The sequence below is a fragment of the Microbacterium sp. CFBP 8801 genome (assembly GCF_014839455.1).
Lineage (GTDB): Bacteria > Actinomycetota > Actinomycetes > Actinomycetales > Microbacteriaceae > Microbacterium.
In genome coordinates this window covers 176918-198039 of sequence record NZ_JACYNU010000002.1, presented here as the reverse complement: position 1 = coordinate 198039, position 21122 = coordinate 176918, and the positions used below count along the sequence as shown (strand labels likewise).

Below are 21122 nucleotides of genomic sequence, written 5' to 3'. Positions count from 1 at the left end.
GGGTCTCAGGCGATCTGCACCAGGGCTTCGTGGTCGTCGGGGGTCGCGGCATCCGGGACCTCGTTCTCGAGCACCGCGTCGACGTGCAGGCGATCGAGGCCGACGTAGCCGCCATAGAAGCTCAGGAATGCGCAGTCCGACGCGTCGCGTCCGGTCGCGATGCGCACGAGCGAGCGCCGATCGGAGAGGCGGGTGGCGTCGATGACATACCAGGCGCCGTCGATGTAGGCCTCGGCGACGGCGTGGAAGTCCATCGGTTCGAGTCCCGGCGCGTAGCACGCGGCGTAGCGGGCGGGCATGTCCATGGCCCGCAGCAGCGCGATCACGACGTGCGCGTAGTCGCGGCAGACGCCCTGGCCGGTCATCAGCGTGGTGACCGCGCTGTCAGTCCCGAGGCTCAGCCCGGGGGTGTACGTGACGGTGGACGCCACGAAGCTCGAGACCGCCGAGACCAACTCCGCGCCGGTGAGCCCGCGGAACTGACGGCGAGCCTGGGCGAACACCTCGTCGGACTGGCAGTACCGACTGGGGCGCAGGTACGTGATGGTCTCGAGGTCGCTCGTGCGGGGGTTCTGCGACGGGCCGTTCGCCCGCGCTTCGTACCGCACGGACAGCGGGCCCTGCTCCCCCGTGAGACGGTGCAAGCGGCTGCCCGACTGGTCGACGATCTCGGTCGGCGTGTACACTCGATCGCCCTGCGAGAAGGTCAACGTCTCGCTCACGAGGGGCACCCCCTGGGCGGCGGTGATCTGGAAGATCAGGTCGACGGACGACCCCAGATCGAGGTCGAGTTCAGCGGTCACTCGGCGCGGCACCGGGCCATCCTCGCACGCCGCGCGGGGACGACGGCTCGCGACCGGCGAATGCGGATGAATGGATGCCATTCGGCGGCCGCGCAACGAGATGGGGCGTCGTCGTCCGGGGTCGAGATCGTTGCGTGGCCGACTCCCGCGACCGTCCTCTACGCGGACACGGCCGCCGCCCCGGTCCTCACGCGGACTCAGCCGTTCTTCTTTCCCTGTCCGCCGCCCCCGCCGTCTTTTCCGTTCCCGTTGTTGCCGTTGCCGTTCCCGTTGCCACTGCCGCCCGGCGCCTGGTCGGACGGCCCGTTGCCCGGTCCCTGGTCTCCCGGGTCGACCTCGTCGTCGGTGCCGTCATCGGTCGAGCCGTCTTCTTCCGGCTCAATCGGCTGCTGCTGCACGGGCTCACTCGTCTGCACGGGCTCCGGCGTGGGGGTGGGCGTCGGCGTGAGTGAGATGAGGTCGGCGCGCACGGTGGCGATGCGGCTGAGGATCGCCTCGGCCTCGTCTGCGGGGAGCTCTCCGGCGTCGCGGCGAGCGGTGACCTCGGCCTCGAGAGCATCGAGCGTCGCCAGGGCGGCGGCGTAGTCTCCTCCGGACGCCTGCGCGGCGACCGTCTCGACCGTCGACTGCCATGCGGTCGGCTCGGCCGCGGGCGGCGTGCACGCCGAGAGGGTCAAGACTGCAGCCAGCACGAGACCGGCGGCGGGAGCGATACGGCGCCTCATGGACCGACTTCCTTCCAGAGGTCGTCGACGTGTTGGTCGAGCGGCTGCGGGAGCGACGGCAGCTCGGGCTGCACGCTCGATCCCGCGCTCGACACGGCGACGGCTGCCGTCACCGCTCCGGCGGCGAGGAGCACCGCGAGCACGGACGCCACGATCACGAGCCGACGCGAGGGGCGACGAGACGTCGATGCGGATGAGTCGAGGATGCGCGTGGGCGCGGTCGCGTCGGGCAGCGGCGCGGTGCGCGGAGAGGACGCGGCCGGCGACGTCTCGAGGTCGGACAGGGGGCGCAACACGGCGATGAGGCCCGCGGCATCCGGTCGCTTTGCCGGGTCGACGGCCGTCATGTCCTGCAGCACCGTGCGCCAGCGGTCGGGGATCGACGGCGGGATCTCGGGGGCTGCGACCAGACGCGCGGCGAGCGCCTCGTGCGGCGTGCGGCCGGCGAAGGCGCGCGTTCCCGTCAGCGCCTCGAGCAGCACGAGGCCGAGGGCGTACACGTCGCTGGGTGGGGCCGCGGGCATCCCCCGCGCCTGCTCGGGGCTGAGGTACGCGGCGGTGCCGATGACGGTGTCGGCGCGTGTCAGGCGCGTCGCCCCCACCAGCGACGCGATCCCGAAGTCGGCCAGGGTCGCGCGGGGGCTCTCGCCCGCGTGGGCGGCGGGGCGCACGAGGATGTTCGACGGCTTGACGTCGCGGTGCACGATGCCGCGGGAGTGGATGACGGTGAGCGCCTCGGCGATCTCGCGCCCCGTGCGGGCGACGTCGGGGCCGGGGAGGGGTCCGCGGGCGATGAGCTCGCTGAGCGTCGGGCCGGCGATCAGCTCCATCGACAGGTAGGCCGGTTCGGCGGCGAGACGCGCGTCGTAGAGCGTGACGAGCGACGGGTGCGACAGTGATGCGAGCAGGCGGATCTCGGAGCGCACGCGCGCGGCGTCCGACGGGTCGGCGCTGCCCGCGTCGATCACCTTCAGCGCGACGGTGCGCCCGAGACTCGTGTCGACAGCCTCGTACACGCGGGCGTACCCACCCTGTCCGAGCACGCGGCCCAGACGGTACCGACCGTCGAAGAGGCCGCCGACAGCGGAATCGTCGGCGACGGTGGGAGGGGGTTCGGTCATGGCGGGTCCCTCGGGGTGATGCCCCCGAGAGCTATCAGACGAGGTCGTCGTTCGAGGAGCGGGTGGTGGAACGGGTGACCTGCGCGCCGCCCGCGGCCTCGGTGCGGGTGACGGTGTCGGTCTGACGGCGGCGAACCAGCAGCACGAGCCCGATCACGAACACGACCGCCCCCGCGCCCATCATGATGTACCCGATCATGCTGAGGTCCACGAATTCGTTCGGCAGGTTCACCGCGAATGCGAGGATGGCGCCGATGACGAAGAGCGCAATGCCGGCTCCGATACTCATGACAGACCCCTTTCCAAGGTGGGTCCAGCATCGCAAGCGGTGACGAATGCGTCGACCGGTCTTGACAAAGGGCCGGCGCGCGCGATTCGGCCGCGGACACCGACGGCTTCACCCGGTCGGCCGTCGCGCTCGGCGGGCACCGCCGGTATCGACCACCTCGCACACTCGGTAGCCGTGCCGCCCCCGCAACGGCACGGGGAGGGCCTCATGTCCGTGCCGACCACCGCCGACGCCGATCTCGACATCGAGGCACTCGGGGTCGTCGTGCGCATGGCGATCGCAGGGCTCCCCCCGTCCGACCGCGACCTGCTGGGCGAAGCCTGGTCGGGCACTCGCCCGGCGCATCCGCGGTCGCCCGTCGCCACGGTGGCTCCCCGGGCGCATTTCCCCTTCGACGCGACCGTCGCCGATCTGACGACCCAGGTGACCCACGCCGCGCTCTCCGCCCGACGCGGTCACCTCTGGATGGTCCACGCGGGAGCCGTCGCCGATGACCGGGGCCGCGTGATCCTCTTCTCCGGTCGGTCCGGCATGGGCAAGACCACGCTCATGTCGCGTCTCGCCCGCGAGTACGCCTACGTCAGCGACGAGAGCGTCGGCGTCACCGCAGAGGGCGGGGTCGTGGCCTACCGCAAACCGCTGTCGATCATCGACGATGTCGCGCGGGCCAAGCGACAGCTGTCTCCGCGCAGCCTGGGGCTGCGGGATCTTCCCGACGTACCTCTGCGGCTGCACGCCATCGTGGCTCTCGATCGCCTGAGCGACGACGCGCCGCCGCGACTCGTCGAGCTTCCCGTCGACGAGGCCGTCGCCGCCCTCGCCCCGCAGTGCAGCTATCTCGGCGAGCTCACGGCGCCCCTGCAGACCCTCATCGGCCACATCCAGGGGACGGGAGGCGCGCTCGGCCTGCGCTATCGCGAGGCCGAAGAGGTACTCCCCCTCGTGCGAGCCCTATTCGACACCGAACGGGCGGCCCTGCCGGGTGCCATCGCGCTGAATGTTCCCCTCGCCCGGAACAATCGCCATCGCACCGACGTGCACCCCTTCCGCCGGACACCGGTTCAGGATGCCGTCGAGCTCGACGGGCGTCTGGCGCTGCTGACGAGAGCTCCCGACGACCAGACCACCGTGCACCTCCTCGACGGGATCGGCCCCACCCTGTGGCTCGCCGCCGACGGCGCCTCGTTCGACGAACTCGTCACCGCCGCCGTGGAGACCCATGGGGCACCGGACGGGGGCGACGCGCGGGCGTCGGTTCGGCAGACTCTCGACTCGCTGCTCGACGTGGGGCTGCTCACGGGGCCGCGTCACAGCGACGATCACGGCTGAGCACCCGCCGCGCGACCACGCCGGGCGGCCATTCACCCTCGACCGACGACGGCTGGCACTCACCACCGATGCGGGTGAATTCGCTTTATGAACGGGTGAGTCGCCGGGTGTGCACACCTTGGCGAATAAGAAGAGGGCCGCGGAGTCTGAACGACTCGCGGCCCTCTGCTGACACGTGCCCCCGACGGGAATCGGACCAGCGACCGGCACGTGCGGTTGGTGAGCGCAGCGCGGAGCGCGAAGTCTGAAAAGAGCGAGCGATGGGAACGGAGCCGCGCTCGACCACTATCGCCTTGCCGTCGGAGCACTAATCGAGGTGTGTTCCTGATCGCGTCGCTAGAGTTCGATCGGCCCCGGCGAGGGGACATCGTCTGGCAGCCCGCCCTCGAGGATGGCGGCGGCCATATTCACGGCGCGGTCCGAGAGCGCATCCCCCGGGTAGAAGTCCTCGTAGAGTTCCTCGGCGTCGTTGAGTGTGGTGACGTTGCACAGTCGTAGAAGCTGCCGGATGTCGTTCGTATCGCGGCCGGGCCGGTTGGCGCGCAGCTTCATCGCCAGCATCGCTTCCTGAGCGGCGACGTGGATAACGATGCCGTCGTGGTCGTAGATGGTCTCCCACTCGACCGATCTACGACCGAACGTGGGAAGCGCATCGGCCTTCTCGACGTCGAAGTTCAGCCAGCCCGGATCCCACCCGCGGGACTGGGCTACCTTCGCCGCGGCTGCTGCGACTTCGGCGTCATTTCCCGGCTCGATGTGGAGCGAATCGAGATCCTGCGTCGTGCCACGGTCGAAGTAGCGGAGCGCGAGAGCTGCTCCACCGACGATCCGGATACCCGCGACCTGGTGTGAGTCGTGCAGCTCAGCGATGAGGGCCCTGAGCCCGTCGAGGATGTCCTCTCTGTCGAGCGTCGTCGCCACGCTCACACGCTCGCGAAGGTGTCACGCCAGACGAGCACACCGCGCTCGGCGAACTCGTCTGGCACCTCCGACGGGGGCGGAGTCGGGTCGGCCGGGTCGACGTCGAGCGTCGCGGGCGCACGGAGATACCGGCTCGGATCTGAAACCCACTCGGGTGCGGGGAGTCCTCCCTCTCGCAGCCGCCAGGCGACGAGACCCGCGAGCGCAGCATCCCACGCTCGATCCAGCGTCGATGCAGGCTCGGCCAAGCCGAGAATCCCTCGCACCAACCCTCGCTCGGCGAGAAGATTGTCGTTGAGTTGCAGGAGCGCGCGAAGAGCGCGGTCCCTCTGCCCTTCCGCTAGCCGATGCCGAATCTCTTCAGCCGCAGTCGCCGCGTCGTCACGCTGGGTCGGTGCGGAGTACAGCCGATGCCCTGCGCCGGCGAGCAGTCGCTCCACCGTGCCGAATTCGGTATCTCGCCCGCCCTCTGACCGGGAAACGCGGCTCTGGTCGATCTGAGTGCGGTCTGCGAGTTGCTTCTGAGTGAGTCGCTGGCTCTTGCGGGCGGCGCGGATGAGCGTCGAGGCAGTCATTGCACCCTCCATCGCAGTATGATTTCAGAGTCATATTCTACGTCAATCCGTCGCTCCGTTCCAGAGCTGTCGAATCTGGACGGCGCAGGAACTTCCAGCCGACAAACCGGGCCGGCGATGACGCGTGGCTCCCTATCTGTCGGCGCCGACAACGCGCTCACTCAGCGCCTGGCGGCTGAGGCCCGTGCGCATCCCCAGAGAAGACCACGGCACGCTCTGATCGCGCAGACCTGCGATGAGGGAGTGGCGCTCCCGGAGTAGCGCAGAGCCTCCATCGGGCCGCTGCTGCTCGACGATTCGCTCGGACCGGCGTCTCTGGTGAAGGACAGCATCGCCGCACGCGGGCTGGCAGCGGCGTCACGTCGCACGGCGCGACGGCACACGCCCGGCGCCAACGCACACGTTACGCACGACATCACGCCACATAGCGTGTGATCTCGCCACGGACGCGTGATCTCACCCGGCGCGAACGATGACGCTCCGACGAGGCCCGTCGCTAGACGAAAGGGACCGCGGGTCTAATTGACCCGCGATCCCTTGTCTCGTATGGTGCCCCCGACTGGAATCGAACCAGCGACCTTTGGTACCGGAAACCCCGTCCGACCCGCAACAGCGCGCTCGTGCACCAAGGAACCGCGTGAATACGGGCCGATTCTGATCACCACAACCCTGCACGATGATGCTCGCTCACGACTTCTGTTGCCACGGTGTTGCCATGGCGAGGGCCGTCCGACAGGGCCCAGAATGAATCGCATGGCGTCGGTGAAGTGGCACACGTACAGGTCCGCAGCAGCCCGGGTGAACCGGTCCGAGCGGACCATCCGATACTGGCGCCAATGGGGCATGCCCATGGAGTGGCGGCTAATCGACGGTCAGCGGACTCGGGTCGTGCGTGAGGACGTGCTGCTCAAGCACCTTCGGCTGCACCTCGCGCAGAGCCCCGTGCATCAGTACCGGATGAGAGCGCTCCACAGCGCATCCTGAGCAGCGCTGTGCGCCTCACCACCGGTGGCGGTGAGCGCGGTTGTGTCGTTTGCGCCGAGCGCCCGCACGTAGCCACATGCGCTCCCGCGAACAACGAAGGCCCCCCGGAAATGACCGGGGGGCCTTCGTTGAGTCCTGCGCGATTAAGCGAACTGCAGAATTTCGCTCTGGGTGACGATCATGTCGTTCGCATGACTTTCGTCTCCGGTCGATTCAAACGCCCGGTCCAGGGCCTGGCGGGCGAGATCACTCGCCGACTCTGGGCTGTCGTCGATGAAAGTCTTGATGCCGAGAAGGAAGGTGACCTTTGCCTCATCCTCGGACAGGAACATGTCGACACTGCGGACAACCATGTTCTTCTCGAGGGAGCAGTAGATGGCATCCACCCATTCGTCGGTGAATGCGAACGGCTCGTCGAAAGTAGCTTCGACTCCGACACCGAACAATTTGCTCATCATTTCCCTCCTTCTTCAATCTCTATGGCCAGATCAAGGCCAGTGTGCTCTCTCCACATGGAAAGACGGTGTGGGTTCAGATTGAGTCGCGTGTCGATTACGATCTGCTTCGCGCGGGCACCATCGGGCCAAAACCGGATACCGGTTTCACCCATGCGTGTTCGCGCGTACCATCCAGAACGTTCGAGCTCGTCGAACAATTCCTCGTATCCGTCTGCGAGCGCCCCGTCGCGCCAGACCTCGCGCCACGATGCCCCACCCATGCCCGTGAGTATGTCATACAAGCGCACACACGACGAAACGTCCCCGGCGTCACCTCCGAAGAGGGACGCCGGGGACGTTTCGATGATGTCGGGGGCCTCGCCTACCGTGGCGGCCATGGACCCCCGCGCGAACGCCGTCCCCGGCCGAGTCGACACCGCCACCGAGCTGACGTACCTCCGCGCCGGCGCCGATGCACCGTGGGAGCGGCCGCATTGCGACGGCGTCGACGTCACCGATCGACCCGACCTGCAGACCACGTATCAGCGGCAGCGGCGCGCTGAGTACGTCTCACGGGTCGAGCAGTATCGCGAGCGCGGTCTCATCTGAGACAGACATCCCTGAGGCGCACAGCGCCGCTCAGGCGGTATCGGGCCGACGGTCCAGGTGGAACTGAAGCCGCGCCTTCGACCCGACGATGAACGCCTGAAGACGCTCCGCCACCGTAGTCACGACCGCGACCGGCCATTCGCCATGCTCGAGGACCTCGAACGTGATCAACCCCGCCGCGCGAGCAGACACCATCGCCGCGTAGGCCGGCGACAACGTCCTCGTCAGGATGAGCTCGTACTCGTCGATGGCCCGTGCGACGTCCGTACGGATGCTGAGCGCGAGCGGGATCGCCTCCTGCTCGATCATCTCGCCGTCCCACGCGAACACGTCCTCGGAGCCGGTGCGGATCTCGTCGTCTTCCCACATGCTCAGATCATCTCGCATCACCGAAGTCCTCCCCGCATGAAGTTCCGGTCCACCTCGTCGCGGATGAGCTCCTTCACCTCCGTGCGGGACAGTCCCGTATTCACGAGATTGAAGTCACCGGTCGTGACAGACGGGCCGGCCTGCACCGCGGAACTCTGCATCATGCCCGGCGCCGAGGCGGACGGGCGCTCCCACGCGTTCAGCCGGTAACCGACCTCGTCGAGGATCTGCAGGTTCTTCTGCCGGTGCGCCGGGTGCGGGCTGATGTACGCCTCCCACGGCAGGCTCTCCTCAGCGAACTTGTGGATCCCGCGCGCCCGACCGGCGAAGATCCCGGATGCGAACCCGCCTGCCTCGAACATCTTCGGCTTCGCCTGCTCGTACAGACCACCCGAGTAGTTGCCCTTCACCGGGCCGAGACCGCTGGAACCTGGCGAGTTGACGAGCAGATCCGTCCGAATGTACGCGCCGTTCCACCGGTCCAGGAACTCCGCCATCGTCCGAGTCGCCGTGGACGTGTTCAATTCGACCGCGGTAGGAATCATCCCGGGGATCAGACCGAGGCTGTCCGCGTACGTCTGCGCCGCATCTCCCGTGATCCCGAACTGACCGACCATCTCGATCAACCGATCCCGGCCCGCCTGCATTACGCCGTTCGCGGCTTCCTGATCGCCCGTTTGCTGCACGATGGCGGCAGCCCACTCCAGCGTCGTGCGTGCCAACCCATCCACGTTGGCTTCGTTCTCTCGACCGGCCTCGGTGGTCCGATCGAGCGTCGTCCCGTTCCGTTCGATCGAGCCCTGCAGATCGTCGAGCGCCTGCTCGAAGCCACGCGCGGCGGCGTTCGTATCCATCTGCGCAGACCCGAACCCCCGGATCGTATTCGCCAGCGAATCGATATCCACCTGGGTGGAGGTTGCCCGACCGGCAAGATCTGCCAGCGCCCGCTCGTTACGTGCCGTGGCAGCTTCCCCCTCTCTGAACGCCCCCGTCGACTCCGCCTGCGCGGCCTTCAGATCCGTGTGACGCTGGCGGGCGTCGCCGAGCTGCACGTTCATGTCGGAGATCGCGTTGATCGAGTTACCGATCGTCGCCGACTCCCAGATCGGGACCGACGTGAGCGACTCCTCGTGCGCCGCACGCAGCTTCGCCTTCAGCGTGTCGTACGCGGCACCGCCCTCGTAGACCGCGTCCGTCAGCTCACGCTGCGAGACACCGGCCTTCGCGGCACCCTCGAACGCGCCCTGGTCCGCGAGCTTCTTCGCGATCAGCTCACGCGTGTACCGAGTGGCGGCTCCCGTCGCGGCATCGAGGCTGTCAGCGAATTCCTCCGCACCGGAGCGCATCTCCGCCTGCTTCGACACGAGCACGCTCACCGCGGCAGTCGCGATCGACAGAGCAGCCCCAACACCCGCACCTTGCAGGGCAATACGGCCCATGGAGAAACCGGCTGCCGTCACGGTCGACCGCAGCTCCGCCCACTTCGGTGCGGCTACCAGTGCGGCGCCACCCGACAAGGCGACGGCCGCGGTCGCAGCGCCGATAAGCAGCGTCGCTGACTGCACCGGAGCGGGCAGGTCGTTGTACATGTCGACCAGCGCCGAAGCGCCCTGCACCATCTCGCGGAGCACACCGTTCGCGCCGGACCCAGTCTGGATGAGGGCGGTGTCGAATGCTCCACCGAGGGCCTCGACGTCACCGGCGAGGTTGTCGAGTCGAGCGCGCGCCGTCTCGGCCGCGTACCCGCTGTCGTCGACGGCCTGGGTCCACTCGTCGACACCCTCCGCGCCCGCACGGTACAGCGCGGTGGCCGCCGTGACGGTCTCACGACCGAAGACGATGCCGAGCGACGCGTCACGCGACGCACCGTCCATGCCGCGGTACGCCTTCGACAACTGGTCGGCGGCGTTCTCGAGCCCGAGGAAATTGCCTTGGCTGTCGTACAGGGTGATGCCGAGCCGGTCGATCTCCTTGCGGGCTTCCTTCGACGGGGACGTCAGCGACGACAGGACCCCTCGGAGCGACGTGCCCGCCTGCTCGCCGATGATGCCCTGCTGCGCGAACAGCGCCAGCACACCCGTCGTCTCCTCGAGGGAGACACCCATCGACGCGGCAACGGGGCCTACGAACTTGAGTCCGTTGGCGAGGTCGTCGACCGAACCCATGGCCTTGCCGGCGCCGGCGGCGAGGACGTCGGCGACGTGCGCCGCCCGGTCACCCTCGAGGCTGTACTGGTTCAGCGCCGTGGAGGTGATCTCCGCCGCGCGCGCGACGCCGAGCTGACCTGCAGCGGCGAGGTCGAGAGACCCTGCCAGTGCGCCCGAGAGGATGTCGGCGGTCGATACGCCAGCCTTCGCGAGTTCCTCGACAGCCGCGGCGGATTCCGTCGCGGAGTACACGGTCGACTCGCCGGCTTCGAGAGCCGCCTCCCGCAGGGCGATCATGTTCTCGGTCGACTCGTGCGTCGCGGCCTGCACCGACGACATCTGCTGGTCGAACTCGGAGAACTTCGCGATCGCGACACCGAGACCGACGCCGACGGCCGCGCCGAGCCCGATCGCGGAGGCGCCGAGGGCGTTGAACGCATCGCGCTTCTGCGCGAGCTTCTCCACCTCGGAACCGGTCTTCGCGGTCTTCTGCGCGACCGCGTCCATCCCGGAGATGTAGCCCTGCGCCTGGAGGTAAAGAGACACGCGGACGCTGCGATCAGCCACGACGCACCCCCTCCATGGTCGAAGGGACTGAGGCTTCAGCTAGTTGTGTATGCAATCCTCCATGCGCCTATCCGCCACGGATAGAAGGTGGTTTTCAGATGGTCCGGTAGAGCTGTCCGCTGGCGGAGATGTGCACGGTTCCCGGGGGCAGCCCTACGGTGGAGCCGGTGATAGTCGGCAGATCCACGACGACCCCGTCGTCACCGACGCGCACGCGCGAGCTGTGGGCGAACTTGACAATTACGCCGCCCTCGAGGCGAGCCGTGACTACGGGATCGCTCATGCTGGTCTCCCTTCTGGCCTGTCGGCGTCCGGCACGGCCCTGAGCCGACCCCTCGACGACGGAATAGTCCGACGCTTCACATCGGCAGCGGACTCGCCAGCGGCAGCGACCGGAGGCAGCGAGCGCATCGACGAGATCCGATACCCACCGGCGAGCAACGCCCGCTCAGTGAGTAGCAGAGAGCCCGCCTGACGAAGCAGCAGCGATCGGAGAGACGCGTTCGCGCCGGGAGCCTCACACTCAACCAGCGTGCGCACGTGCATCGCCACCTCAAGCTCCAGGCCTTGACGCTCCCAGACGACCGCCTGCGGCTTCCGCCACATCGCCGCCCAGATCTCCGCCTCGCGCTCTGTGTGCCCCGTCAGCGGGAACACCGGCATGTCACCGTGCCGCTCCTGCGGAAGGGTCTCGATCGTCCCCTCACGGAGCCGACGAGCCTCCCGCAGAGACGACGGATCAGGCGCAGGACCAGGCATCAGAGCCACCTCTCAAAAATCCTCGAACCCGACACGCCAAGCGCGCACCTCCCCGGCGGTCCGACGTCGGTGGGGACCGGAGGGGGCTCCCCCCGGCCTCATCGAGGTCGATGTCGGAGGTCGTCGGTACCGTGCTCGGGCGCATCAGAGCGCTCATCGAAGACAGGAGAGTCACATGGCGAAGTACGAGATCAACAAGCTGTACAACGGTTACGAGGGCACGATCGAAGCGGATATCTACCGCGTCGAAGGTGACTACTACGTCTTCTACGCCGACGGCGAGAAGGTCCTGACAGTTGCGACGTCGCAGGTTACGACGGTCGAGCTGGTGAAGGACTGACTCCGAGCCCGTAGGAGACAACTGGTGAGGGGCGGCGAGCATCGTCACGCTCGCCGCCCCGGGGATGGACCGCGCGTGCAGCTGCGGGCGAACGGAGGACACCCGTGCGCTGTGCGTGGTCGGGTCGGTCACCGCGGTCACTCGGCCGTGATGGCGATGAGCTTGGCGGTGTGCAGCTTCACCAGGCTGGTGCCGGCGGACGCGAGCGCGGCATCTGCGGCCTCATAGTCGCCGCCGGTACCGGCCTTGGTGGACAGGATGGTGTGCACCTCGGCGCGGAGCTTCTCGGGCTCGAGGGGCTCGGTGAGCTGCGGGTTCTGGGTCCGGACGACGTAGGCCGCGAATGCGGCGGCGTGCTCGGCGGGTGTGGCCATGGTCATGCTCCTTCGGAGTAGTCGGGTGCGTACTTGCCGCGGTTGTCGTGCAGGGCGCGGCCGGCAGCGACGGACTTCTCACCGCGCTTCGGCTGCGGCGTGTTGGCCTTGGCCGCGGCGCGCTGCTCTGCAGTGGGGTGCAGCTGCGCGTGCAGGTCGCGGCCCTTGCGGACGGATCCGGTGTCGTCGGTCATGGTCACTCTCCGGTCAGCGCGAGCACGCGCGGGTCGGGGCGGGGAACGCCTTCGCGGCCGCGGTTGTCGCGGAGGCCGCGAGGCTTCGGCAGGGCGGCGGTCGCGGCCGCGGCGTCGAACGGCTTCGAGGGCTTCACTCCGCGGGTGGTGTAGTACCGCTCGAACGCGTCGAGCGCGAACCGCAGCTCGTTGACGGAGTACAGCGGTGCGGTCATGGCGCGCACCTCGGCGGCGACGGCGTCCATATGCTCGAACGTCGGGACCCACGCGGCCTTGTTCGTCGCGAGCCACCGCACGACGGCGTTCGGGGAAGCCTCGCGGGAGGCGCGGGAGTCGAGCGGGCTCTGCGCCTCGTCCGGCCACGTCGCGAGCATGCCGGAGCCGCGCGCGGTCCAGTCGAAGGCGGGCTGCGGCGCGTCCTCGAGCCACTCGAGGAAGCCGCGGGACTGCGGCGTGCGGTGCGCTTCCCGTGCGCCCTGACGGTCGCGGAGGATGTCGGCGTGGTGGTCGAGCGGGTTCCGCAGGATGCCGAACCGCGCGAGCAGTTCGCTCAGCGCGGGCCCGTCGATCATCGGCAGGTTGGTGCGCCGGCAGAGGGTCTCCTGCGCGGCGCGGATTTCGCGGTACCGGTCGACGGCGTCCTCGAGCTCGCGCCAGGCCTGGATCTTCGCGTCGTCGCGGATCGCGTCGTGCACGGTCTTGACGGGGCCGAGGCGACGGTCGATGTCGACGACGGCCGTCATCAGCGTCTGCAGCTGCTCGTTCAGCCACGACAGGGCCGGTGCGACCGCATCCGGCGAGGGCCCGTCGATGTTGCCGGCCGGGACCTTCTTCATGTCCTCGAGCAGCGACTTGATCTCGTTGTACGCGAGCATGTCGGGCCGCGCGGCCTCACGGGCGGCGATCGCGGCGCGGATCTCGTCGAGGTCCTGGGCATTCGCGATCGCCCACTCGGCGGTGTCGAACGCGACCTGGAACGTGCGCGCCCAGTCCGTCGCCATGACGTCGGTGTACAGGCGTGCCGCGCGCGCCCGCTGCGACTCCTTCTCGACCCAGCCCTCGATTCGAGCACTGGCCTCGGTGAGCAAGCTCATCGGTTCTCCCTCGCCGCGCGGAAGTGCGCGATCTCCTCACGATGGATCAGCCATGAACCGCCCGACGCGTCGGCGGCGAGACGGTGCTCTCTGCACGCCTTCCGCACTCCGCTGTCGGAAATCCCGATCATGGTGGCTGCCTCCCTGGTCGAGACCCACTCTCGATCGGTGGGTGTCGGTTCCGGGGTGGAAGTCCCGGGATCGACACCTGCCCACCGCGCGCCCGAGTACCGGATCGCCTCGAGTAGCGCCAGAAGATCGGGGCGAGCGCCTTCCCCGACCATCTGGCGAAGCCCCCGGAGACCGCCCCGCGCCTCGTAGAGCACCCGGGCGAGCTCCGGGGGCACCATCACGTCACCCGACGGCGCGATGTACGCAGCGGGCGGTCGCATCAGCCGACCACGCCCCCACGCACGTACTGGACCCGCCCTGGGAATCTCCACGCGCCCATTCCACGCCGCCTACGGTCAGCCGGCGACGTCAGCCAGCCCCGCTCCTGCTCGTCATCCCCAGCCGGCGCCGCCGGGAGGCGGCAAGACCGCGAGCACGAAGCGACGTGACGGGCACGGTACTGCCGTGCTCCCAGCGCGACGTCCCGTTGAGCCTCCTCGCCGGAGGGGCATCGCCCGGCGAGCCGGCCGATGGTGTCGATGAGTGCGGAGGATGTTCCCTTCGAACACACCAGCGAGCGGAGCGAGCGGGTAGGCGCCGGGAGGCGCCGCCAGAGTCCGGCAGCGCCGCGAACGTGAGTGCTTATTACTTCGTGGCCGCTGGGTGGCCCATAACGGTTCGGGCGATACGGCATACCCAGTGGCCCATAACGGTGGCCACGGTATGGGCTACCCAGTGGCCCATAACCCGACCGCCGAGGAGATGCGGTAGCGGGCTGACTTGCGGGGTCCGCCGGGCTCGACGACTTCGATGACGCCGGCGTCGACGAGAGCGGCGAGGGCCTTGCGCACACCGGACCGCTCCATGCCCGACTCCTCGGCGATCGTCTGCTGGGCGGGGAAGCTGAGACCCGTCGCGTCGGCGTGGTCGACGAGGACGACGAGCACGAGCGACTGGCCGGGTGTGAGGCCGAGGCGGGTGAGTCGGCGGCTACGGACCAGCCACCGGACGGAGGGACGGACCACACCTCACACACCCCCATCGGGGTCGCGCAACCGCTCGTCGACGTCGGGGAGCCGACGCAACCGCCGCCGCGCCGCGTCTCGTTCGATCTCTTCCGCGAGGGCGACGAGACGAGCCGCCACCTCCCGCGCTCCGTCCGCATCGAGGTCCTGGGCGACACAGTCGCTCGTGTCCAGAATGACGATCCCGACCTTCGCGTTCGTGTTGACGTCCCTCGTGACGTGCACGAAGTCGATCCATCCGCCGTCTGCGCTCATCGTGCGTCCCCGTCTCGCGGCGCTGTGCGCTCCGTAGACCCCACAGACGCCCAGGTCCCCCGTACGGACACGTCCCCACCGGGAGAGCGCCACCCATTCGGGCGGACGACGGGCCAGTCGAGCATCACCACCACGCACGCCGCGCACGGCGGATGCACTGACGAGAACCCACCAGCCCCACCCTGGACACCCCACGCGAACTGCGACGCACATCGCGAGCAGAGTCCCGCGGCCTCCGCGAGCCGGCACACCGTCTGCCAGCGCTCAGCCTGCCGCTGCGTCTCGGGACGCGGCGCCTTTCCGGTCATGCTGCCGCCTCCGTTGCGACGAACACCACATGGCCATCCGAGTCGGGCCCTGCGACCAGCACCCAGGATCCGCGGTTCACGAACCGGCAGCGTGGCCCGCGTCGACCGCTGCCCCGAACCGTACCGACCGGAGAGCAGCACCAGTCCCCCGGGCATCCCGACTCGGGGTGAGCGTCGAAGCCGTGGGTGTCGCTCGCGTCGAAGTCAGCAACGTGGAAGACGTCGCCGACGTGAGCCTGCTGGAGACCGTCGACCCAGAACTTCCGGATGGAGAGGATCGGGGTCTCCATGAACGTCGCGTCCGCGATGACCTGACTCGCGAGTCGGTCGCGTCGTGCTGCGAGCTCATCGAGCTGTTCCTGCGCCTGGACTAGCTGAGACAGTCCTGGGACCACTCGGGGTGTCTGAGGGGCACTGGCGAGTGCTACGGTGTGGTGGATCATTTGAGTGCCCTCCTGGGGTGCTTGGCCCTCGAAGCCCTGGCCGGCTTCGGGGGCTTTCTTGTTGGTCATCGCGTCACCGCGGCCGTGCTTGTGCGCTCGGACGCCTCGAGCCACTCGATGACGTCTCGTCGGCGGTACACCACCGTGCGCGGAGTGGGCTTGAGGAACTTCGGACCACGACCCTTGAAGCGCAGTTGCGCGAGGTTAGTGATCGTCATTCCCGGCACGAGTGCCGCTGCTTGCTGCGGGGTGAGGTAATCGTCCACACTGTCTCCAATTTCGCGTAAGTGGTTAAGTCGTAATGTTGTAACACGATTTCCACGTAGAGCGCAACGGCATCTTGGTTTACGGTGGGGACGTGGAATCAAGCCGGGATGCGACCCTCACCTCCGACGCCGCCTTCGCTCAGTGGATCAAGGAGGCCCGATCGCGCGCCGGCCTCTCACAAGAGGAACTCGCACGTCGAATGCGCGATCGTGGTCACGACTTCCAGCAGCAGACCGTCTACAAGCTGGAGCGAGGAGCTCGGCGCGTATCGATCGGCGAGGCCGTGGCCCTCGCGGATGCTCTGGACCTGAATCTCGCGCTCTTCTCCGAGCAAGATCCCGCGTCACGCGCGGCACTCCGCATGCGTATCGAGCAGCAGACGAAGGATCTGCTCGCGGGCTTGGTCAGCCTCGAGGCGCAAGTTCGTCGCTCACGGGACGCTCTTGCCCAGCTGCGATCTGACATCGCTCGCTTCGACGAGATGTCGGGTGATGAGCTGGACGAATGGTGGGGCAAGCGGTCGACGGCTCAAGACGCGTTCGATCAGCTGCTCTACTTCGACGACCTGGACGGTCTGCAGTGGGGCTGGGAACAGTGGGCTTACAGTCCGGCAGGCCACCGGTTCCTCCGGCGCTTCGGCCTCATCCCCGCTTCAGAGAGCCCCATCCCCGGGTACAGCGACGATGACGACTTCGAAGAAGAGGACTGACCTCGTCTGATGGGTAGCGTCTACCCCTACGAAACGAAGGCCGGGAAGAAGCTCTACCGGATCGTGTACCGGCGCCCCGACCACACGCAGACGCAGGAGCGTGGCTTCCCACGGAAGGCGGACGCAGAGCGTCGGCTGCGTGAGGTCGAGACGTCGAAGGATCGCGGCGAGTACATCGACCCGTCGACAGCATCCGCCACGGTTGGCAGTCTCGGGAAGACGTGGCTCCGCGACCGTGAGGGCGTGCTGAAACCGTCCAGCTACCTACCTCTGGTGTCCGCCTGGCAGAAGCACGTCGAGCCACGCTGGGGAGCGCGCACGGTCGGCAGCATCCGGCACAGCGAGGTGCAGACGTGGATCTCTGAGCTCGCCAGCTCCACCACCGGGAAAGCGACAGACGACTCCCCCGCCCGCACGGCCAGCTCGACAACCGTCCGGCGCGCGCACGGCGTCCTCGCCGGCATCCTCGACGTCGCCGTGCGCGACCGCCGGCTCGCGCGCAACGTCGCCCGCGACGTCGACCTACCCGCGAAGGGCACCACGAAGGCGCGCGTCTACCTGAGCCACCAGCAGGTGCAGCACCTCGTGGACGCCGCTCCCCCGCAACACGCCACCCTCGTGCAATTCCTCGCCTACACGGGCCTCCGGTGGGGCGAAGCGACCGCGCTACGGGTACGGCACGTGGACGCCCTCAGACGCCGCGTGAAGGTCCAAGAGAACGCCGTCCTCGTCGCCGGCCTCATCCACGTCGGCACCCCGAAGACGCACCGCTCGAGGTCAGTTCCCTACCCGGAGTTCCTCGCCCTGCCGATCGCGAAGCTCGCCGAGGGGAAGGGCCGAGACGACCTGCTATTCGGCGACGGCAAGATCCACGTGAAGCTCCCCGCCTCGCGGAACGGATGGTTCACGGGCACCGTCGCTCGAGCACGCGCGGCCGACAAGACGTTCCCGCGGATCACGCCCCACGACCTGCGCCACACAGCGGCATCCCTCGCAGTCCAAGCCGGCGCGCACGTCAAGGCCGTGCAGAGGATGCTCGGCCACGCGTCGGCGGCGATGACGCTCGACACCTACGCGGACCTCTTCGACGACGATCTGGACGCCGTCGCGGTCGCTCTCGATCAGGCCCGCCGCTCAGCGAATGTTGCCACCCTGTTGCCATGAAGAAAGGGACCGCGGGTCTGAATGACCCGCGATCCCTTGTCTCGTCTGGTGCCCCCGACTGGAATCGAACCAGCGACCTTTGGTACCGGAAACCAACGCTCTATCCCCTGAGCTACGGAGGCGGACCGGTCCAGGTTATCACCGCCCCGCGGCATCCCCGACGCCGTGGGGCGGGACCGAGGACTCGCGCTCCGACCCCACGGCATCCGGTTTACTCGCCGTCGATGATCCCGATACCGGTGGCCTGGTGGTCGGCGTTCGGGTCGTCCTTGGTGGGGGCCTTCGAGCCCTCGTCGGGGTCGGTCTCCTGGCTCGGCTTGACCGTCGGGTCGTCGCCGAGGTCGGTTGCGTCGTCGGCCGGGGCGGAGTTCTGCGGGTCGCTCATGGTGTTCCCTTCGTCGCGTACGCGTCCAGCCTGTCAACGCGGAGGCCTCGGCCCCAACGGCTTGACCGCGGGGGCGACGGAGGCCTAGCGTCCGAACATCCCGCGCATGCGACGACCGAGCGGCTGCGTCAGGACCACGCGTCGGCCGTCGACGTCGAGGGTCACGGTCGACCCTCCGAAGCCGTGCCCCTGCGCGGGCGCGGCGTCGCCGCGGACATAGGCCTCGGCGACATCCACGTAGACGGCCAGCAGGCGCGCGCTCTCGTCTTTCGACGACGACGCGTCGATGAGCTCCGTGCGGTGACCGGTGTCGGTCTCGACCGAGAACCAGCGCGAACCGGGGGTCGAAACGACGGCCCACCGCGCGCCTCGGGCGAATCGCGCGCGGGCGGCGCCATCGCGCAGCTCGGTGGACACCTCGAGGTCGGTGTGCGCGATTGCCAGCACCTCGAGCATCGCGAGGGCCTCGGGCGCGGTGACGAAATCGCCCCGGCCGGCGCTCAGGCCGCCCCACTCGAATCGGCTCTCGCCCATGCCGTCCGCCTCCGCCATCGCTCGACCTGCACCGAGCGTAATCCCGGCGGTGCGCTCCGGCGTCGGAACGCCCACTCTGGGAACTCCCTGACAACGCCCTACGATGAGCCCATGCTGACTTCGAGCCCGTCCTCCATCACCGAGCAGACCTCGCTCTTCGCGCTCAGCGCGACCAACTCGCTTCTCGCAATCGCCGTGTACGTCGTGCTGGTCATCGCGCTCTGGCGTGTCTTCACCAAGGCGGGGTATTCCGGGTGGCTGGCGATCATCCCCCTCGTGAACGTCGTCTACCTCACCAAGATCGCCGGGTTCTCGGGCTGGTTCGCGCTGCTCTACCTGGTGCCGATCGTCGGTTTCGTCTTCCACATCATCGTGTCGCTGCGGGTGGGCCGCGCCTTCGGCCACGGGTGGTTCTTCTCGCTCGTTCTGCTCGTGGTGTTCCATGTCATCGGCTACCTCATCCTCGGCTTCAGCGGCGACAAGTACCGCGCCGAGCGTCTGAGCTGACCCGGATCGGATGCCACCACGGGGGCCCCGGCGAGCGCACACGGCGCGTGCTCGCGGGGGCCCTCGTGTGTGTCCGCGCTACACCGACCTCAGGCGCTCGTCGGGGTGAAGACTGCGCAGCCGGACCGACCCGTCGACGATCGCGCGCAGCGCCCGGGGGCTGAGCTCCAGTTCCGCCGAGACGCGCTCGACACCCGCGCCCGACGACACCGCGGCACGCAGCGCCGCCTCCGCCTCGCCGGCGACCTCGTCGACATCAGCAGCCGTACTGGCGATGAATGCCGCCAGGCGGGCCTGCGCCGCGCGGATGCGGGCTCTCTGCCGCTCGATCGTTGCGGTGTCGACGGGGCGCTCGACGGTCGGCACGGGAGCCGAGTCGGCGGTCGGGGGCATGGGTTCTCCGCTCCGGGGGGCATTCGACGCCTGCGCGGTGCGGCAGACGTTGACCCCATGCTGTCGAACCGGGGGAAGTGACCGCATCCTCCCAGAGGTGTATCTCCCCCCGCTGATCGGTGGAATCACCCGCCGAGAGCGACCCCGCGAACGCCACCGGCGGGGGCAGGATGCCACGGGCACGTCGGCCGCGCCCGTGGCATCCTGTTCAGTCGCCCTTCACGTTGACGATCTGCCGCAGCGTGTGTCGCACGCTCACCAGGTCGGCGGCGTCCGCCATGACCCGATCGATCGGCTTGTACGCCTGCGGGATCTCGTCGATGAACGCGTCGGTGTCGCGGTACTCGATGCCCGCCATCGCGTCACGCAACTGCTCGTGCGTGAAGGTCTTGCGGGCCGCCGAGCGTGAGTACTCCCGGCCTGCTCCGTGCGGTGACGAGTTCAGCGCGACAGGATTGCCGCGCCCCTCGACGACGTACGACGCGGTGCCCATCGACCCGGGGATGAGTCCCGGCCGACCTTCGTCGGCCATGATGGCGCCCTTCCGCGAGACCCACACGCGCTTGCCGAAGTGCCTCTCGGACTCCGTGAAGTTGTGGTGGCAGTTGATGCGCTCCCGCTCCTCGACGGTCGTGTCGAGGAAGCGTCCGAGCTGATTCGCGACGCGATCCATCATCTCCTCACGGTTCAGGAGGGCGAAGTGCTGTGCCCACCGGAGCTCGCGGATGTAGCGCGTGAACTCCGGGGTCCCCTCGACGAGGTACGCCAGGTCGGGATGCGGGAGCTCGATCCACCACTGCTTCGCCAGGCGCTGCGCGACCTTGATGTGGTGCTGCGCGATGCGGTTGCCGACGCCCCGGGAGCCGGAATGCAGGAACATCCACACGTCGTCGTTCTCGTCGAGCGAGATCTCGATGAAGTGGTTGCCGCTGCCCAGCGAACCGAGCTGGTGCCGCCAGTGACCGGCGTATTTCGCGGGGTCGAATTCGGCCTTCTCGGCGAGCGACTCGAGCTCGGCCACGCGCGGCTCGGCGGTGGCGACGATCTTGCGGTTGTCGCGGCCGGCCGACAGCGGGATGGCACGCTCGATCTGCTGCCGCAGCTCCGCGAGGTCGCGACCGGTCAGATCGGACGACGTGAACTGCGTCTTGACCGCGATCATGCCGCAGCCGATGTCGACGCCGACGGCCGCGGGCATGATCGCTCCGAGCGTCGGGATGACCGACCCGACCGTCGCGCCCAGGCCCAGGTGGGCGTCGGGCATGAGGGCGAGGTGGGGGTAGATGAACGGCATGCGCGACGAGGTACGGGCCTGCTCGATGGTCTTGTCATCGATCAGGCTCGCCCACGACACCAGTCGTTCGGTGAGCTTCTGCATGGATCC

The 21122-nt window shown here is 68.4% G+C and carries 30 protein-coding genes and 1 tRNA gene; 7 read left to right on the top strand and 24 right to left on the bottom strand.

Features of this window, described 5'->3' with window-relative positions:
* Nucleotides 1-5: 5 nt before the first annotated feature.
* From IFR11_RS03885 to IFR11_RS03870, 4 genes are all read right to left on the bottom strand, one after another.
* The gene (locus IFR11_RS03885) at nt 6-815 is read right to left on the bottom strand and encodes a transglutaminase family protein (protein ID WP_191915280.1); all 810 of its coding nucleotides are present in this window, start codon (nt 813-815) and stop codon (nt 6-8) included.
* Between the two features lie 185 nt (nt 816-1000).
* Nucleotides 1001-1528: a hypothetical protein gene (locus IFR11_RS03880; RefSeq protein WP_191915279.1), complete on the bottom strand. Its 528-nt coding sequence runs from the start codon at nt 1526-1528 to the stop codon at nt 1001-1003.
* A complete protein-coding gene (locus IFR11_RS03875) occupies nt 1525-2649 on the bottom strand; it encodes a serine/threonine-protein kinase (RefSeq protein ID WP_191915278.1) in 1125 nt (374 codons plus the stop codon). Before IFR11_RS03875 ends, IFR11_RS03880 begins: the two co-directional genes overlap by 4 nt.
* 34 nt (nt 2650-2683) lie before the next feature.
* Nucleotides 2684-2938, bottom strand: coding sequence for a DUF6458 family protein (locus IFR11_RS03870; protein WP_055834791.1), 255 nt, complete (start codon nt 2936-2938; stop codon nt 2684-2686).
* Nucleotides 2939-3145: 207 nt separating this feature from the next.
* On the opposite strand from IFR11_RS03870, the gene IFR11_RS03865 reads away from it, so the two are divergent.
* Nucleotides 3146-4267: an ATP-binding protein gene (locus IFR11_RS03865; protein WP_191915277.1), complete on the top strand. Its 1122-nt coding sequence runs from the start codon at nt 3146-3148 to the stop codon at nt 4265-4267.
* Nucleotides 4268-4603: 336 nt separating this feature from the next.
* Here the strand turns inward: IFR11_RS03865 and IFR11_RS03860 are convergent, their stop codons facing one another.
* From IFR11_RS03860 to IFR11_RS03845, 4 genes are all read right to left on the bottom strand, one after another.
* Nucleotides 4604-5188 (bottom strand): hypothetical protein, encoded by a 585-nt coding sequence (locus IFR11_RS03860; protein ID WP_191915276.1) that lies wholly within the window; start codon nt 5186-5188, stop codon nt 4604-4606.
* 2 nt (nt 5189-5190) lie between these two features.
* On the bottom strand, nt 5191-5763 hold the full coding sequence (locus IFR11_RS03855) for a helix-turn-helix domain-containing protein (protein ID WP_055834781.1): 573 nt from the start codon (nt 5761-5763) through the stop codon (nt 5191-5193).
* A gap of 1127 nt (nt 5764-6890) precedes the next feature.
* A complete protein-coding gene (locus IFR11_RS03850) occupies nt 6891-7202 on the bottom strand; it encodes a hypothetical protein (protein WP_191915275.1) in 312 nt (103 codons plus the stop codon).
* A complete protein-coding gene (locus tag IFR11_RS03845; RefSeq protein WP_206755292.1) occupies nt 7202-7582 on the bottom strand; it encodes a hypothetical protein in 381 nt (126 codons plus the stop codon). The genes IFR11_RS03850 and IFR11_RS03845 overlap by 1 nt, the downstream gene beginning before the upstream one ends.
* Between IFR11_RS03845 and IFR11_RS03840 the strand changes: the two genes are divergently transcribed.
* A complete protein-coding gene (locus IFR11_RS03840) occupies nt 7581-7793 on the top strand; it encodes a hypothetical protein (RefSeq protein ID WP_191915273.1) in 213 nt (70 codons plus the stop codon). The two genes, IFR11_RS03845 and IFR11_RS03840, sit on opposite strands and share 2 nt — an antisense overlap.
* A gap of 30 nt (nt 7794-7823) precedes the next feature.
* On the opposite strand, the gene IFR11_RS03835 is transcribed toward IFR11_RS03840, so the two are convergent.
* Both IFR11_RS03835 and IFR11_RS03830 read right to left on the bottom strand, forming a co-directional pair.
* Nucleotides 7824-8162 (bottom strand): hypothetical protein, encoded by a 339-nt coding sequence (locus IFR11_RS03835; protein WP_191915272.1) that lies wholly within the window; start codon nt 8160-8162, stop codon nt 7824-7826.
* Between the two features lie 17 nt (nt 8163-8179).
* The gene (locus IFR11_RS03830) at nt 8180-10678 is read right to left on the bottom strand and encodes a phage tail tape measure protein (protein WP_342030243.1); all 2499 of its coding nucleotides are present in this window, start codon (nt 10676-10678) and stop codon (nt 8180-8182) included.
* On the opposite strand from IFR11_RS03830, the gene IFR11_RS16715 reads away from it, so the two are divergent.
* Nucleotides 10605-10829, top strand: coding sequence for a hypothetical protein (locus IFR11_RS16715; protein ID WP_342030245.1), 225 nt, complete (start codon nt 10605-10607; stop codon nt 10827-10829). The genes IFR11_RS03830 and IFR11_RS16715 overlap by 74 nt on opposite strands.
* 141 nt (nt 10830-10970) lie before the next feature.
* Here IFR11_RS16715 and IFR11_RS03825 read toward each other — a convergent pair whose 3' ends face one another.
* A complete protein-coding gene (locus IFR11_RS03825) occupies nt 10971-11159 on the bottom strand; it encodes a hypothetical protein (protein ID WP_191915270.1) in 189 nt (62 codons plus the stop codon).
* A 651-nt stretch (nt 11160-11810) separates the two neighbouring features.
* Between IFR11_RS03825 and IFR11_RS03820 the strand changes: the two genes are divergently transcribed.
* The gene (locus tag IFR11_RS03820; protein WP_191915269.1) at nt 11811-11975 is read left to right on the top strand and encodes a hypothetical protein; all 165 of its coding nucleotides are present in this window, start codon (nt 11811-11813) and stop codon (nt 11973-11975) included.
* Between the two features lie 137 nt (nt 11976-12112).
* Here the strand turns inward: IFR11_RS03820 and IFR11_RS03815 are convergent, their stop codons facing one another.
* The 8 genes from IFR11_RS03815 to IFR11_RS03780 all read right to left on the bottom strand — a co-directional run bounded on the left by IFR11_RS03815 (nt 12113) and on the right by IFR11_RS03780 (nt 16045).
* Nucleotides 12113-12349: a hypothetical protein gene (locus tag IFR11_RS03815; RefSeq protein WP_191915268.1), complete on the bottom strand. Its 237-nt coding sequence runs from the start codon at nt 12347-12349 to the stop codon at nt 12113-12115.
* A 2-nt stretch (nt 12350-12351) separates the two neighbouring features.
* Nucleotides 12352-12543 carry a hypothetical protein gene (locus IFR11_RS03810; protein ID WP_191915267.1) on the bottom strand — a complete coding sequence of 64 codons (192 nt, stop codon included), beginning with the start codon at nt 12541-12543 and terminating at the stop codon, nt 12352-12354.
* Nucleotides 12544-12545: 2 nt separating this feature from the next.
* Complete coding sequence (locus tag IFR11_RS03805; protein WP_191915266.1) at nt 12546-13637, bottom strand: hypothetical protein; 1092 nt, start codon at nt 13635-13637, stop codon at nt 12546-12548.
* A complete protein-coding gene (locus IFR11_RS03800; RefSeq protein WP_206755290.1) occupies nt 13634-14029 on the bottom strand; it encodes a helix-turn-helix domain-containing protein in 396 nt (131 codons plus the stop codon). The genes IFR11_RS03805 and IFR11_RS03800 overlap by 4 nt, the downstream gene beginning before the upstream one ends.
* Nucleotides 14030-14476: 447 nt before the next feature.
* Nucleotides 14477-14773 (bottom strand): helix-turn-helix domain-containing protein, encoded by a 297-nt coding sequence (locus IFR11_RS03795; RefSeq protein WP_191915264.1) that lies wholly within the window; start codon nt 14771-14773, stop codon nt 14477-14479.
* A 3-nt stretch (nt 14774-14776) separates the two neighbouring features.
* Nucleotides 14777-15028 carry a hypothetical protein gene (locus IFR11_RS03790; RefSeq protein ID WP_191915263.1) on the bottom strand — a complete coding sequence of 84 codons (252 nt, stop codon included), beginning with the start codon at nt 15026-15028 and terminating at the stop codon, nt 14777-14779.
* Between the two features lie 304 nt (nt 15029-15332).
* A complete protein-coding gene (locus IFR11_RS16210; RefSeq protein WP_206755289.1) occupies nt 15333-15848 on the bottom strand; it encodes a hypothetical protein in 516 nt (171 codons plus the stop codon).
* Nucleotides 15845-16045: a helix-turn-helix transcriptional regulator gene (locus IFR11_RS03780; protein ID WP_191915261.1), complete on the bottom strand. Its 201-nt coding sequence runs from the start codon at nt 16043-16045 to the stop codon at nt 15845-15847. Before IFR11_RS03780 ends, IFR11_RS16210 begins: the two co-directional genes overlap by 4 nt.
* A 92-nt stretch (nt 16046-16137) precedes the next feature.
* Between IFR11_RS03780 and IFR11_RS03775 the strand changes: the two genes are divergently transcribed.
* Nucleotides 16138-16755 carry a helix-turn-helix domain-containing protein gene (locus IFR11_RS03775; RefSeq protein WP_191915260.1) on the top strand — a complete coding sequence of 206 codons (618 nt, stop codon included), beginning with the start codon at nt 16138-16140 and terminating at the stop codon, nt 16753-16755.
* A gap of 9 nt (nt 16756-16764) precedes the next feature.
* Nucleotides 16765-17919 (top strand): tyrosine-type recombinase/integrase, encoded by a 1155-nt coding sequence (locus tag IFR11_RS03770; RefSeq protein WP_191915259.1) that lies wholly within the window; start codon nt 16765-16767, stop codon nt 17917-17919.
* A 46-nt stretch (nt 17920-17965) separates the two neighbouring features.
* On the opposite strand, the gene IFR11_RS03765 is transcribed toward IFR11_RS03770, so the two are convergent.
* From IFR11_RS03765 to IFR11_RS03755, 3 genes are all read right to left on the bottom strand, one after another.
* Nucleotides 17966-18041, bottom strand: a tRNA-Arg gene (locus IFR11_RS03765).
* Nucleotides 18042-18130: 89 nt separating this feature from the next.
* Nucleotides 18131-18304 carry a hypothetical protein gene (locus tag IFR11_RS03760; RefSeq protein ID WP_156458742.1) on the bottom strand — a complete coding sequence of 58 codons (174 nt, stop codon included), beginning with the start codon at nt 18302-18304 and terminating at the stop codon, nt 18131-18133.
* Between the two features lie 84 nt (nt 18305-18388).
* Complete coding sequence (locus tag IFR11_RS03755; RefSeq protein ID WP_191915258.1) at nt 18389-18838, bottom strand: hypothetical protein; 450 nt, start codon at nt 18836-18838, stop codon at nt 18389-18391.
* Nucleotides 18839-18949: 111 nt separating this feature from the next.
* Between IFR11_RS03755 and IFR11_RS03750 the strand changes: the two genes are divergently transcribed.
* Nucleotides 18950-19345: a DUF5684 domain-containing protein gene (locus tag IFR11_RS03750; RefSeq protein WP_191915257.1), complete on the top strand. Its 396-nt coding sequence runs from the start codon at nt 18950-18952 to the stop codon at nt 19343-19345.
* A 78-nt stretch (nt 19346-19423) separates the two neighbouring features.
* Here the strand turns inward: IFR11_RS03750 and IFR11_RS03745 are convergent, their stop codons facing one another.
* A complete protein-coding gene (locus IFR11_RS03745; protein WP_191915256.1) occupies nt 19424-19738 on the bottom strand; it encodes a hypothetical protein in 315 nt (104 codons plus the stop codon).
* A gap of 208 nt (nt 19739-19946) precedes the next feature.
* Nucleotides 19947-21116 carry an RtcB family protein gene (locus IFR11_RS03740; RefSeq protein WP_191915255.1) on the bottom strand — a complete coding sequence of 390 codons (1170 nt, stop codon included), beginning with the start codon at nt 21114-21116 and terminating at the stop codon, nt 19947-19949.
* Between the last annotated feature and the right edge of the window lie 6 nt (nt 21117-21122).

What these genes read in the sequence shown, in the direction of transcription:
- IFR11_RS03805 (WP_191915266.1), bottom strand. Translation starts at nt 13,637, where the DNA reads ATGAGCTTGCTCACCGAGGCCAGTGCTCGAATCGAGGGCTGGGTCGAG.
- IFR11_RS03865 (WP_191915277.1), top strand. Translation starts at nt 3,146, where the DNA reads ATGTCCGTGCCGACCACCGCCGACGCCGATCTCGACATCGAGGCACTC.
- IFR11_RS03825 (WP_191915270.1), bottom strand. Translation starts at nt 11,159, where the DNA reads ATGAGCGATCCCGTAGTCACGGCTCGCCTCGAGGGCGGCGTAATTGTC.
- IFR11_RS16715 (WP_342030245.1), top strand. Translation starts at nt 10,605, where the DNA reads ATGTTCTCGGTCGACTCGTGCGTCGCGGCCTGCACCGACGACATCTGC.
- IFR11_RS03810 (WP_191915267.1), bottom strand. Translation starts at nt 12,543, where the DNA reads ATGACCGACGACACCGGATCCGTCCGCAAGGGCCGCGACCTGCACGCG.
- IFR11_RS03845 (WP_206755292.1), bottom strand. Translation starts at nt 7,582, where the DNA reads ATGGCCGCCACGGTAGGCGAGGCCCCCGACATCATCGAAACGTCCCCG.
- IFR11_RS03875 (WP_191915278.1), bottom strand. Translation starts at nt 2,649, where the DNA reads ATGACCGAACCCCCTCCCACCGTCGCCGACGATTCCGCTGTCGGCGGC.
- IFR11_RS03770 (WP_191915259.1), top strand. Translation starts at nt 16,765, where the DNA reads ATGGGTAGCGTCTACCCCTACGAAACGAAGGCCGGGAAGAAGCTCTAC.
- IFR11_RS03800 (WP_206755290.1), bottom strand. Translation starts at nt 14,029, where the DNA reads ATGCGACCGCCCGCTGCGTACATCGCGCCGTCGGGTGACGTGATGGTG.
- IFR11_RS16210 (WP_206755289.1), bottom strand. Translation starts at nt 15,848, where the DNA reads ATGACCAACAAGAAAGCCCCCGAAGCCGGCCAGGGCTTCGAGGGCCAA.
- IFR11_RS03840 (WP_191915273.1), top strand. Translation starts at nt 7,581, where the DNA reads ATGGACCCCCGCGCGAACGCCGTCCCCGGCCGAGTCGACACCGCCACC.
- IFR11_RS03745 (WP_191915256.1), bottom strand. Translation starts at nt 19,738, where the DNA reads ATGCCCCCGACCGCCGACTCGGCTCCCGTGCCGACCGTCGAGCGCCCC.
- IFR11_RS03870 (WP_055834791.1), bottom strand. Translation starts at nt 2,938, where the DNA reads ATGAGTATCGGAGCCGGCATTGCGCTCTTCGTCATCGGCGCCATCCTC.
- IFR11_RS03750 (WP_191915257.1), top strand. Translation starts at nt 18,950, where the DNA reads ATGCTGACTTCGAGCCCGTCCTCCATCACCGAGCAGACCTCGCTCTTC.
- IFR11_RS03880 (WP_191915279.1), bottom strand. Translation starts at nt 1,528, where the DNA reads ATGAGGCGCCGTATCGCTCCCGCCGCCGGTCTCGTGCTGGCTGCAGTC.
- IFR11_RS03820 (WP_191915269.1), top strand. Translation starts at nt 11,811, where the DNA reads ATGGCGAAGTACGAGATCAACAAGCTGTACAACGGTTACGAGGGCACG.
- IFR11_RS03740 (WP_191915255.1), bottom strand. Translation starts at nt 21,116, where the DNA reads ATGCAGAAGCTCACCGAACGACTGGTGTCGTGGGCGAGCCTGATCGAT.
- IFR11_RS03755 (WP_191915258.1), bottom strand. Translation starts at nt 18,838, where the DNA reads ATGGGCGAGAGCCGATTCGAGTGGGGCGGCCTGAGCGCCGGCCGGGGC.
- IFR11_RS03850 (WP_191915275.1), bottom strand. Translation starts at nt 7,202, where the DNA reads ATGAGCAAATTGTTCGGTGTCGGAGTCGAAGCTACTTTCGACGAGCCG.
- IFR11_RS03815 (WP_191915268.1), bottom strand. Translation starts at nt 12,349, where the DNA reads ATGGCCACACCCGCCGAGCACGCCGCCGCATTCGCGGCCTACGTCGTC.
- IFR11_RS03790 (WP_191915263.1), bottom strand. Translation starts at nt 15,028, where the DNA reads ATGAGCGCAGACGGCGGATGGATCGACTTCGTGCACGTCACGAGGGAC.
- IFR11_RS03855 (WP_055834781.1), bottom strand. Translation starts at nt 5,763, where the DNA reads ATGACTGCCTCGACGCTCATCCGCGCCGCCCGCAAGAGCCAGCGACTC.
- IFR11_RS03760 (WP_156458742.1), bottom strand. Translation starts at nt 18,304, where the DNA reads ATGAGCGACCCGCAGAACTCCGCCCCGGCCGACGACGCAACCGACCTC.
- IFR11_RS03835 (WP_191915272.1), bottom strand. Translation starts at nt 8,162, where the DNA reads ATGTGGGAAGACGACGAGATCCGCACCGGCTCCGAGGACGTGTTCGCG.